General features: G+C 71.5%; 12 protein-coding genes. 8 read left to right on the plus strand and 4 right to left on the minus strand.

The features are described 5' to 3' along the window. A partial coding sequence (locus JWN97_RS15595) for a PhzF family phenazine biosynthesis protein (RefSeq protein WP_297624511.1) occupies positions 1–773 on the minus strand: 773 nt, incomplete at its 3' end. A 136-nt stretch (positions 774–909) separates the two neighbouring features. Here JWN97_RS15595 and JWN97_RS15600 point away from each other — a divergent pair. Then, positions 910–1,095: a hypothetical protein gene (locus JWN97_RS15600; RefSeq protein ID WP_297624513.1), complete on the plus strand. Its 186-nt coding sequence runs from the start codon at positions 910–912 to the stop codon at positions 1,093–1,095. A 40-nt stretch (positions 1,096–1,135) separates the two neighbouring features. Here the strand turns inward: JWN97_RS15600 and JWN97_RS15605 are convergent, their stop codons facing one another. Further along, positions 1,136–1,456, minus strand: a complete 321-nt coding sequence (locus JWN97_RS15605; protein ID WP_297624516.1) for a hypothetical protein — start codon at positions 1,454–1,456, stop codon at positions 1,136–1,138. 124 nt (positions 1,457–1,580) lie between these two features. Then, positions 1,581–1,985 (minus strand): VOC family protein, encoded by a 405-nt coding sequence (locus JWN97_RS15610; RefSeq protein ID WP_297624518.1) that lies wholly within the window; start codon positions 1,983–1,985, stop codon positions 1,581–1,583. A gap of 174 nt (positions 1,986–2,159) precedes the next feature. Between JWN97_RS15610 and JWN97_RS15615 the strand changes: the two genes are divergently transcribed. From JWN97_RS15615 to JWN97_RS15645, 7 genes are all read left to right on the plus strand, one after another. Continuing rightward, positions 2,160–3,221, plus strand: coding sequence for an LLM class flavin-dependent oxidoreductase (locus JWN97_RS15615; protein ID WP_297624521.1), 1,062 nt, complete (start codon positions 2,160–2,162; stop codon positions 3,219–3,221). Between the two features lie 101 nt (positions 3,222–3,322). Further along, positions 3,323–4,378 (plus strand): ABC transporter substrate-binding protein, encoded by a 1,056-nt coding sequence (locus tag JWN97_RS15620; protein WP_297624524.1) that lies wholly within the window; start codon positions 3,323–3,325, stop codon positions 4,376–4,378. Beyond that, the gene (locus JWN97_RS15625; RefSeq protein WP_297624527.1) at positions 4,375–5,217 is read left to right on the plus strand and encodes an ABC transporter permease; all 843 of its coding nucleotides are present in this window, start codon (positions 4,375–4,377) and stop codon (positions 5,215–5,217) included. The genes JWN97_RS15620 and JWN97_RS15625 overlap by 4 nt, the downstream gene beginning before the upstream one ends. Next, entirely contained in the window at positions 5,193–5,975 is a 783-nt protein-coding gene (locus tag JWN97_RS15630; RefSeq protein ID WP_297624530.1) for an ABC transporter ATP-binding protein, read from the plus strand. The genes JWN97_RS15625 and JWN97_RS15630 overlap by 25 nt, the downstream gene beginning before the upstream one ends. Next, positions 5,972–7,324: an LLM class flavin-dependent oxidoreductase gene (locus tag JWN97_RS15635; protein ID WP_297624533.1), complete on the plus strand. Its 1,353-nt coding sequence runs from the start codon at positions 5,972–5,974 to the stop codon at positions 7,322–7,324. The genes JWN97_RS15630 and JWN97_RS15635 overlap by 4 nt, the downstream gene beginning before the upstream one ends. Continuing rightward, on the plus strand, positions 7,321–8,367 hold the full coding sequence (locus JWN97_RS15640; protein ID WP_297624536.1) for an aldo/keto reductase: 1,047 nt from the start codon (positions 7,321–7,323) through the stop codon (positions 8,365–8,367). The genes JWN97_RS15635 and JWN97_RS15640 overlap by 4 nt, the downstream gene beginning before the upstream one ends. Before the next feature lie 186 nt (positions 8,368–8,553). Next, positions 8,554–9,639 carry an alkene reductase gene (locus JWN97_RS15645; protein WP_297624539.1) on the plus strand — a complete coding sequence of 362 codons (1,086 nt, stop codon included), beginning with the start codon at positions 8,554–8,556 and terminating at the stop codon, positions 9,637–9,639. On the opposite strand, the gene JWN97_RS15650 is transcribed toward JWN97_RS15645, so the two are convergent. Beyond that, on the minus strand, positions 9,615–10,399 hold a 785-nt coding region (locus JWN97_RS15650; RefSeq protein WP_297624542.1), incomplete at its 5' end, for an MFS transporter. The genes JWN97_RS15645 and JWN97_RS15650 overlap by 25 nt on opposite strands.

The following is a 10,399-nucleotide window of genomic DNA, read 5'->3' on the forward strand; positions in this document are numbered from 1 at the left end:
TGGCCCTCGAGGTAGAACGCGCACGAGCCGTGCAGCTGCACCCGGTCGCCGACGAGCCGGCAGGCCAGCTCACCGCCGCGCCGCGACGCCTGGTACGCGAAGAAGGTGTCCTTGCCCGTCCGTGCCGCCCAGAACGGCACGAGCGCGCAGTGCGCTCCGCCGGTCACCGGGTCCTCGGGGATGCCCTTCGCCGGTGCGAAGTACCGGCTGACGAAGTCGTGCATGCCGTCGCCGGCGGCGGTCACCACGACTCCGGTCCGGTCCAGACGGGCGATCGCGGCGAGGTCCGGTTGGAGGGACCGGACGTCGTCGGCCCCGGAAAGCAGGGCGAGGTAGTTGTTCCCGTCGATCGCTGTCTCCACCGGTGTGACGCCGAGCGCGGCCGACAACGCCAGCGGCGGCGGTACGGCGCGCACCGTGCGAACGGGCAGTTCCATCCGATACGCGGTGTCCTCGCGGTCGACCGTCAGCGGCCCACTGGCGGTGTCGAACACGACGCTGTCGCGGCCGGGCTCCAGCCGCTCGACGACAACGGCGCCCGCCGCCAGAGTCGCGTGCCCGCACAACGGCACCTCCACCGTCGGCGTGAACAAGCGCAGCCGGTACCGATCCCCGGACGGCACGACGAAAGCCGTCTCGGCGAGGTTGTTCTCCGCGGCGACAGCTTGCAGCAGAGCGTCATCGAGGAACCGGTCCAGCACCACCACGGCGGCCGGGTTGCCGGCGAAGCGGCGGGTGGTGAAGGCATCGAGCTGAAAGATCGGTACCCGCATGGCCGCATGCTAGGGCAGCCACAAGTCCGAAGGCCGCGACGGCCACCCGTCCACTCTGCCGCGCACCACGTGCGTCTTCCCGCCCGTCATCGTGGGTGGCGACGTGAGTCGGCGACGTGGGTCTTAGAGTCTCTGCATGCCCAACAAGCCGAACGTCGTTCTGCGCGGAGGCCCGGCGGACGGCCAGATCTCGTACTTTTCCGCGCTCGGGGACCCGATGCCCATCGAGGACGTCGGCGGTGGCTCGATCACTTACGTGGACAACGACGAGCTCGAGGAGCACCAGGGCATCCAGCTGCGGGTGTACGTGCCGAAAGTCTGATCGCCCTGAAAGCTGCCTACCCCATTCCGCCGCGATGCGCTCAGTCGGGATGAACGCCGCTCAATTTGCGCCGGAGCTTCATGGCGGCGCCACCTGCTACCGCTAGGCCACCGAGTGCCGTGGCGTAGACGCCAATCCCGGTGCCGACCTTGAACAGCTCTTCGAGGCTCCGCTCGAACTCGTCCAGGGAGTCGTCGAGCTCGTCGTTGCCGGTCGATTCAGATGAACTCGAGTCCGACCCGCCCTCGTCCTCGGCGATCGAGTCACGGATGGCGAAACCGACGTAGATGGCGATCGCCAAGCTCAGGAGACCCAAGACCACGCCAGCGATGGCAAGCGCCTTGTCGGTCGAGCGGGGCACCAATCGGCCGGTACTGGTTTACCCTGCACATGGGGCAGTGGCTGACCCTGCCGCTCATCGCGCTCGGGATCGTGCTGGTCGTACGTGCCCTGCGCCGGCCGCCACTCGACCGGGAGGCAGACCCTCACACGTAGGGGTTCTCCCCGCTGCCGCCAGCCCCGCTCGACCAGTCGGGCAGCTGCTGGAGCGCCCAGCCGTTGCCGTCGGGGTCGGCGAAGAAGACGAAGCGACCCCACTGCAGCTCGTCCACCTCGCTCACCTCGACTCCGCGCTCGACCAGCTCCGCGCGTACGGCATCGGCGTCCGCGACCACCATCTGCAGGTTGTCGAGGGATCCGGGCTCCATCCCGGTCAGCCCCTTGCCGAACGCGATCGAGCAGGCCGAGCCCGGCGGGGTCATCTGCACGAACCGCAGGTCGTCGTTGATCTCGTGGTCGTGATCGGCGTGGAAGCCGACCTTCTCGTAGAACTCCTTGGCCCGGTCGACGTCCGTCACGGGCACCATCACCAGCTCCAACAACATGTCCATGAGTCGAGGCTAGGACGGATTCCGGCCAGTGCTTGTCCGCAGACGTGTGGTTTCGAGGCTCGCTGCGCTCGCGCCTCGACCACCGAGAGATGGTCGTTGTCGGGATGGGGCGCGATGTCTGCTTATGCTGTTGTCTAGTAACTCACTAGACAACATGTGGAAAGGGCTCGCCCCATGGAGTTCCTCTGGTACATCCCCAACCAGGTCACCCCCGGCCACCGGATGGACTCGACGGTCGACGACCACAACAGCCTGCGGCGGCTGACGGCGCTGGCCCGCCTGACCGAGGAGCACGGCTGGGGCGGCGCCCTGATCGGCACCGGCTGGAAGCGGCCCGACACCTTCACCGTGTCCACCGCGCTGGCGGCGTCCACCACGACCTTCAACCCGCTCATCGCGATCCGGCCCGGCTACTGGGAGCCCGCGCACTTCGCCTCGTCGGCGGCCACCCTCGACCAGCTCAGCGGCGGCCGCGTGAAGGTCAACATCGTGTCGGGTCCCGACCACCAGCCGCAGTACGGCGACGACGAGGGCGACCAGGCCCAGAGGTACGCCCGGACGCGGGAGTTCATGCGGCTCGTCCGCCGGCTGTGGACCGAGGACGACATCACCTTCGAGGGCGAGCACTACCGGGCGATCGGTGCCACCCTGCAGCACAAGACGGTCGCCCGCCCGGGCCGGCCGCACCCGCAGCTCTACTTCGGCGGCGCCTCCGAGGCCGCCCAGCGCACCGCGGCCGCGGAGGCGGACGTGCAGCTGTTCTGGGGAGAGCCGCTCGACGGCGTCGCGGCCCGCATCGAGCACCTGAAGGCCCTCAGTGCCGAGCTGGACCGCGACCTGCCGCCGCTGGAGTTCGGGCTGCGCATCACCACGCTGGTGCGCGACACGACCGAGGAGGCGTGGGCCGACGCGGAGGCCCGGGTCGAGGCCATGGCCGCCGGCCGGCACGAGTGGGAGGCCGATCCGGGTCGCCGCGTCGCAGTGGGCCAGCAGCGACTGCTCGACCTCGCCGAGCAGGGCGACGTGCTCGACGAGTGCCTCTACACCGCGCCCGGACGGGTCGGTGGCGGCGGCGCCGGCACCACCTGGCTGGTGGGCTCGCCCGACGACGTGGCCAAGGCGCTGCGCCGCTACGCCGACCTCGGCGTCACCCACTTCGTGCTCAGCGACACGCCGTACGAGCAGGAGATTGCCCGCGTCGGCGACTCGCTGCTGCCGCTCCTGCGCTCGGCCTGACCTCTCACCGGTGACCGGGAACACGCCGCGACCGCTTTGTATGGTTTGTCGAGTCACTTACAGTACTTTGAATGCCTGACCCCCCATGAAGGAGACCTTTGATGTCACGACGAGGGCTGACCCGCCCCCTCATCCGCGCCGCCATGCTGACCACCGTCGGCCTGATGGCGCTCTCCGGCTGCGGCGGCGACGAGACCGGCCCCAGGCTGGAGCTCTCCGCGGCGCTTCCCGACGCTCCCTCCGACGGCACCGTGCTGCGCATCGGTGACCCCGCCACCCAGGTGGCACTGGAGGAGTCCGGGCTGATCGACGACCTCGACGTCGACGTCGAGTGGGCCGACATCACCGGCGGCCCCAAGACGCTCGAGGCCTTCCGAGCCGACGCGATCGACATCGGCTCGGTCGCCGACATCCCGCCGCTCTTCGCGCACTGGACCGGCACCGACGTGCGCATCGTCGCGGCCCGCGAGACCGTGGACCCCGAGACGCACCCGACGTACGAGCTCGGCGTCGCGCCCGGCGTCGACGTCACCAGCATCGAGGACCTCAAGGGCAAGAAGATCGCCTACAGCCCCGGCCAGGCCCAGGGCGCTCTCGTGCTCAACGTGCTGCGTGAGGCCGGGCTGACCCAGGACGACGTGGAGCTCGTCGAGATGCAGAGCGTCGACGACGCCTTCTCGGTCGCCCTGGCCGGCAAGCAGGTCGACGTCGCCCCGCTCGGCCAGACGCTCGCGAAGACGTACCTCGCCAAGTACGAGCGCGACGGCGCCTCCACCATCGACCCGGGCGTGCGCGACGACGCCTGGACGCTCTACGCGCCCACCACCGTGCTGGAGGACGCCGACAAGGCGGCCGCGATCAAGGAGTACGTCGGCCTCTGGGCCGAGGCGCAGCAGTGGATCTCCGACCACCCCGACGAGTTCGCCCAGGCCTTCTACGTCGACCACGAGGGCCTGTCGCCCGAGGACGCCGCCTACGTCGTCGAGGCGCTCGGGAAGTACACCGTCCCCACCAGCTGGGACGAGTTCATCACGCGCCACCAGCAGACGGTGGACACGCTCGTCGAGGCGCAGGACCAGGAGCCGCTGGACGTGAAGACGCTCTACGACCGCCGCTTCGAGAAGGCCATCGCCGCCACCCTGGAGGGATCATCGTGACGACCCTGACCGCCCCGGCACGACCGCTCGCTTCCGCAGGACTCGAGGACGTACGCCCCACCCGGCGCCGCCTCGGACCGGGCCAGCCCATCCGGTTCGGGTCGCTGATCGGCATCGCCGTGCTCCTGGGGTCGTGGGTCGTCGGGTCGGCCATCGGCCTGCTCGACCCGCGCAACCTGACCGAGCCGTGGACCGTCGTCGCGACCGCCGGCACGCTGATCGAGAACGGCCGGCTCCAGGAGAGCCTGGTGACGTCGGGGATCCGCGCCGCGCTGGGCCTCGGCCTCGGCGTGGCCGTCGGCACCCTGCTGGCGCTGGTCTCGGGTCTCTCCCGGGTCGGTGAGTCGCTGATCGACGGGCCGATCCAGGTCAAGCGCTCCATCCCGACCCTCGCGCTCATCCCGCTGCTCATCCTCTGGCTGGGCATCGGCGAGCCGATGAAGGTCATCACGATCGCGCTGGCCGTCTTCGTGCCGATCTACATCCACACCCACAACGGCCTGCGCACCATCGAGGGCAGGTACGCCGAGCTGGCCGAGACGCTGGGCGTCACCCGCCCGGAGTTCATCCGCCACGTGGTGCTGCCCGGCGCGATGCCCGGCTTCCTGCTGGGCATGCGCTTCGCGGTGACCTCGTCGCTGCTCGCGCTGGTCGTCGTCGAGGTCATCAACGCCACGAGCGGGATCGGCCACATGATCACGCTCGCGTCCAACTACGGGCAGACCGACATCATCGTCGTCGGCCTGGTCGTCTACGCACTGCTCGGCGTCATCGCCGACGGTGCGGTCCGGCTCATCGAAAGGAAGGCACTCTCATGGCGTCGCACGCTCGCGAGCTGACCCCGGCCGTCCGGGTGCAGAACCTGCACCGCAGCTTCAACGAGGCCGGGGGAGTGCTCAACGGCCTCGACCTCGAGACCGCGCCCGGCGAGTTCGTGGCCCTGCTGGGTCGCAGCGGCTCGGGCAAGAGCACCCTCCTGCGCGCGCTCGCGGGCCTGGACCGCGGGGTCGCCGGCTCCGGCCGGATCGAGGTGCCCGAGAAGGTGTCGGTCGTCTTCCAGGACTCGCGCCTGCTGCCGTGGAAGCGGCTGCTCGACAACGTCGTGCTCGGCCTCCGGGTCGACGACGCGGCGGCGCGCGGCTCCGAGGCGCTCGCCGAGGTCGGCCTCGCCGGCCGGGAGAAGGCGTGGCCGCACGAGCTGTCCGGTGGTGAGCAGCAGCGTGCCTCGCTGGCCCGCTCGCTCGTCCGCGACCCGCAGCTGCTGCTGGCCGACGAGCCGTTCGGCGCGCTCGACGCGCTGACCCGGATCCGGATGCACACGCTGCTGCGCAACCTCTGCGAGGTGCACCAGCCCGCGGTGCTGCTGGTCACCCACGACGTCGACGAGGCGATCGTCCTCGCCGACCGGGTGATCGTGCTCGACGACGGCGTGGTGCGCCACGACGCGCTGATCGACCTCGACGGGCGCCGCTCGCAGGCGGACCCGGCGTTCGCCCGGCTCCGCGCGCAGCTCCTCACCGAGCTGGGCGTCGAGGACGACCACGACGCGCCCGGCCGGCCCTCGCGCGCCCACCTCGACGAGAGGGCGGCCTCGTGACCCGGTCCAGCGGGAGGAGCCTCCACCTCAACCTGTTCATCTATCCCGACGGCCACCACGAGGCGGCCTGGCGGCACCCGGACAGCGAGACCGACCGGATCCTCGACATCGACTACTACCAGGAGCTCGCCCAGAAGGCCGAGGCCGCGAAGTTCGACGCGGTCTTCTTCGCCGACGGTCCGTCGCTGGCGGAGAACATCAAGTACGCCGCCCGCTTCCGCCTCGAGCCGATCACCGTGATGACGGCGATCGTCGCGGCGACCGAGCGGATCGGCGTCATCGGCACCGCGTCGACGACGTACACCGAGCCCTACAACCTGGCCCGGCAGCTCGCAGCCCTCGACCACCTGAGCAAGGGCCGCGCGGGCTGGAACATCGTCACGACCGGGGCGGCCAACGCCGCGCTCAACTTCGGCCTCGACGCCCACCCGCTGCACCGCGACCGCTACGAGCGGGCCGAGGAGTACGTCGACGTCATCACCAAGCTCTGGGACAGCTGGGAGGACGACGCCGTCGTCGCCGACCGCGAGAGCGGGGTCTTCGCCGACACCGACAAGATCCACCGCGTCGAGCACGTCGGGAAGCACTTCCGCGTGGCGGGGCCGCTCAACGCGCCCCGCTCGCCGCAGGGCCGGCCGGTCTACGTGCAGGCCGGCTCGTCCGAGGACGGTCGCTCCTTCGCGGCCCGGTGGGCCGAGGCGATCTTCACCGCGCACCAGACGCTGGGGTCGGCGCAGGAGTTCTACGCCGACATCAAGTCCCGGGCGCGAGCCCAGGGCCGCGACCCGCAGGGCCTCAAGGTGCTGCCGGGGATCAGCCCGTTCATCGCCTCGACGGCCAACGAGGCCGAGGAGCTGCACGAGCAGTTCAACGATCTCACCCAGCCGGAGTACTCGCTGGCCCAGCTCGACCGCCTCACCGGCGTCGACCTGTCGTCGTACGACCTCGACGGGCCGTTCCCGCGCGAGGTCATCGACGCCGACCTCGAGCGCAGCGAGGGCAGCCGCTTCCAGCTCGTGCTCGACATCGTCGACCGCGAGCAGCCGACCCTGCGCCAGCTGTGCCACCGGCTCGCCGGTGCGCGCGGCCACCGGGTCGTCACGGGCACGCCCGACCAGGTCGCGGACACGATCCAGGAGTGGGCCGAGCGCGGCGCCGCCGACGGCTTCAACGTGATGCCGCCGTGGCTGCCGGGCGGGATCGACATCTTCATCGAGGAGGTCGTGCCGATCCTGCGCGAGTGCGGCCTGTTCCGCACGGAGTACACAGGTACGACGCTGCGCGACCACCTCGGCCTCGAGCGACCCGACAGCCAGTACGCCCCCCGACACGTAAGGGAAACAGCATGAGCTTCGAGCACTACCGCCCCCTCGGCCGCACCGGCGTCCAGGTCAGCCCGCTGACCCTCGGCGCGATGATGTTCGGCGCCTGGGGCAACCCGGACCACGACGAGTCGATCGCGATCATCCACCGTGCGCTCGACGCCGGCATCAACGTCATCGACACCGCCGACGTCTATGCCCGCGGCGAGTCCGAGGAGATCGTCGGCAAGGCGCTCCAGGCCCGCAGGGGCAGCCGCGCCGACGTCTTCCTGGCGACCAAGTTCCACGGCAACATGCACGACGAGGACCCCAACCAGGCGGGCAACTCGCGTCGCTGGATCGTCCGCGAGGTCGAGGACTCGCTGCGCCGGCTCCAGACCGACCACATCGACCTCTACCAGGTCCACCGCCCGCGCCCCGAGGTCGACATCGACGAGACCCTCGGCGCCCTGACCGACCTCGTGCGGCAGGGCAAGATCCGCTACATCGGCACGTCGACGTTCCTGCCGTCGCAGGTCGTGGAGGCCCAGTGGGTGGCCGAGAAGCGCCAGCGGGAGCGCCCGGTGAGCGAGCAGCCGCCGTACTCGATCCTGGCCCGCGAGGTGGAGCGCGACATCCTGCCGACCGCGCAGAAGTACGGCATCGGCGTGCTGCCGTGGAGCCCGCTGGCGGGCGGCTGGCTCTCGGGCCGCTACCGCCGCGGCGAGGCCCCCGCCGTCACCTCGAGCCGGCTCGAGCGCCAGCCCGCGCGCCACGACCCCGCATCGCCCGAGAACACGGTGAAGCTCGAAGCGGTGTACGCGCTGCAGGAGCTCGCCGACGAGGCCGGGCTGTCGCTCATCCACCTCGCCCTGGGCTTCGTGCTCGCCCACCCGGCGGTGTCGTCGGCCATCATCGGCCCGCGCACGCTGGAGCAGCTGGAGTCCCAGCTGGGCGTCGAGAAGGTGAGCCTCACGCCGGACGTGCTGGACCGCATCGACGAGATCGTCCCGCCCGGCACGACCCTCAACGAGGCCGACCGCGGTTACGCACCGCCGGCACTCGTCGAGGCCGCCCTGCGTCGGCGCTGACGCGGGCGGCAGAGGGGTGGTCCAGTGCCGAACGGCCGCCGTGGGAACACGGGGGGCGACCGTGCGGCACTGGACCACCCCGGGGGTGGGACGGGCTGTGAGCCATCTCTCAACGGGGAACATCCCTGGCCCGGGAGCCGCTGAGGACGGTCGTACAGTCCTCAACTTCCTGGAGGCAGCACCCCCATGTCCCGTGCATTCGAGTCCCTCACCGTCGGCCGCTGGCAGCTCCCGCAGAGCTTCGTGATGGCTCCCCTCACCCGCAACCGCGCGGGTGAGGGCCACGCGCCCACCACCCTCAACGCCGAGTACTACGCGCAGCGCGCCGGTGCCGGCCTGATCGTCACCGAGGGCACCGCGCCCAGCCACGTGGGCCAGGGCTACCTCGCCGTGCCCGGCCTCTACACCGACGAGCAGGTCGCCGGCTGGCGCCTCGTCGCCGACGCCGTGCACGCCCGCGGCGGTGTCGTCGTGGCGCAGCTGATGCACTGCGGCCGGATCGCGCACGCCGACAACAAGGGCGGGGCCGAGACCATCGCCCCCAGCGCCGTCCAGGCGCCCGGCGAGATCGTGACCGCCGCGGGTCCCAAGCCCCACGACGTACCCCGTGCCCCGGAGACCGACGAGATCGCCGGCCTGGTCGATGACTTCGTGACCGCGTCCCGCAACGCGATCGCTGCCGGACTCGACGGTGTCGAGGTGCACGCGGCCAACGGCTACCTGCTGCACCAGTTCCTCGACCCGACGGTCAACCTGCGCGACGACGTCTACGGCGGGTCGCCGGAGAACCGGGCGCGCTTCGTCGTCGAGGTGGTCACCGCCGTCGCCGACGCGATCGGTGCCGACCGGGTGGGCCTGCGCCTGAGCCCCGGTCACCGCTTCAACGGCATCGGCGAGGAGCTCGGCGCCGACCTCACCGCCACCTACCGCGCGGTCGTCGACGGGGTCGCCCCGCTGGGCCTGGCCTACCTGAGCCTGCTGGCCAGCCCGCTGGAGCCGCTCGAGTCGCTGGTCCGCGACCTGCGCGAGCGCTTCGACGGCGTGGTGCTGCTCAACGACGGCTTCGGCGACCTCACGTCGCTGGCCTCGGTCGAGGCGCTCCTCGGCACCGGCCTCGCCGACGCCGTGGTCGTGGGTCGCCAGTGGCTGGCCAACCCCGACCTCGCCGAGCGGTGGCGCCAGGGTGCGGAGCTCAACGAGCCCGACCAGGCCACGTTCTACGGCGGGGGCGCCGAGGGCTACACCGACTACCCGACGCTCGAGGCCTCCTGAGCCGTCCGCGTCCGGGCGGCCGCGAGCACGCCGAGCACGCCGGCCCCTGCCGCCATCGCGAACACCGCGAGGAAGGGGTCGGCGTCGGTGCGCTCCGTCGCCGCGAACACGGCGCCCGCCATGGAGAGCGCCAGCGCGGCGCCGAGTGAGTCGGCGATCGACAGCGCCGAGGAGTTGAAGCCTCGGTCGCGGTCGGTCGACGCCTCCAGCATGGCGACACCGGTGCGGGGGTAGGCGAACCCCATGCCCGCTCCGGCGAGGACGTACGCCGCCGCCGGCAGCACCGCCGACGGGCGCGCGCCGGCGTCGAGGACCTGCACGGTGAGGGCGAGGCAGCCGACCCCCACGAGCACCAGCACGGTGCCGGCGACCATCGCCCGCGGGTGGGAGATCCGCTCCCCGAGTCGGGACGACAGCTGGCTGAAGGCCGCCCACACGACCCCGACGCAGGTCAGCGCGATGCCCGCGCGGCCCGGGCCCAGGTCCCAGTGGTCCTGGAGGACGTAGACGATGTAGGCCTCGGCGAGGAAGAACGAGGCACTCAGCAGCCCGCGGGTGGCTACCACCGCAGGCAGCCCGCGCGCGGCGCGCCGGCTCCCGGGCGGGAGCAGGCGCCCCAGCGACACCCACACGACGGCGAGGGCGGCGAGCGCCCCGAGCGCGGTGGCGCCCGTCGTCGAGCCGAGGAGTTCGAGCACGAGGACGGCCGCGGCCGCGGCCGCCGCCCACCACAGGCGGGCCCGCGGGGTGCCCGTGCCCT

It is taken from the genome of Nocardioides sp., assembly GCF_025965415.1.
GTDB lineage: Bacteria > Actinomycetota > Actinomycetes > Propionibacteriales > Nocardioidaceae > Nocardioides.

Excerpts from the sequence above, each read along its gene's own strand:
- JWN97_RS15630 (WP_297624530.1), top strand. The coding sequence starts at position 5,193 with ATGGCGTCGCACGCTCGCGAGCTGACCCCGGCCGTCCGGGTGCAGAAC.
- JWN97_RS15610 (WP_297624518.1), bottom strand. The coding sequence starts at position 1,985 with ATGGACATGTTGTTGGAGCTGGTGATGGTGCCCGTGACGGACGTCGAC.
- JWN97_RS15615 (WP_297624521.1), top strand. The coding sequence starts at position 2,160 with ATGGAGTTCCTCTGGTACATCCCCAACCAGGTCACCCCCGGCCACCGG.
- JWN97_RS15620 (WP_297624524.1), top strand. The coding sequence starts at position 3,323 with ATGTCACGACGAGGGCTGACCCGCCCCCTCATCCGCGCCGCCATGCTG.
- JWN97_RS15640 (WP_297624536.1), top strand. The coding sequence starts at position 7,321 with ATGAGCTTCGAGCACTACCGCCCCCTCGGCCGCACCGGCGTCCAGGTC.
- JWN97_RS15600 (WP_297624513.1), top strand. The coding sequence starts at position 910 with ATGCCCAACAAGCCGAACGTCGTTCTGCGCGGAGGCCCGGCGGACGGC.
- JWN97_RS15645 (WP_297624539.1), top strand. The coding sequence starts at position 8,554 with ATGTCCCGTGCATTCGAGTCCCTCACCGTCGGCCGCTGGCAGCTCCCG.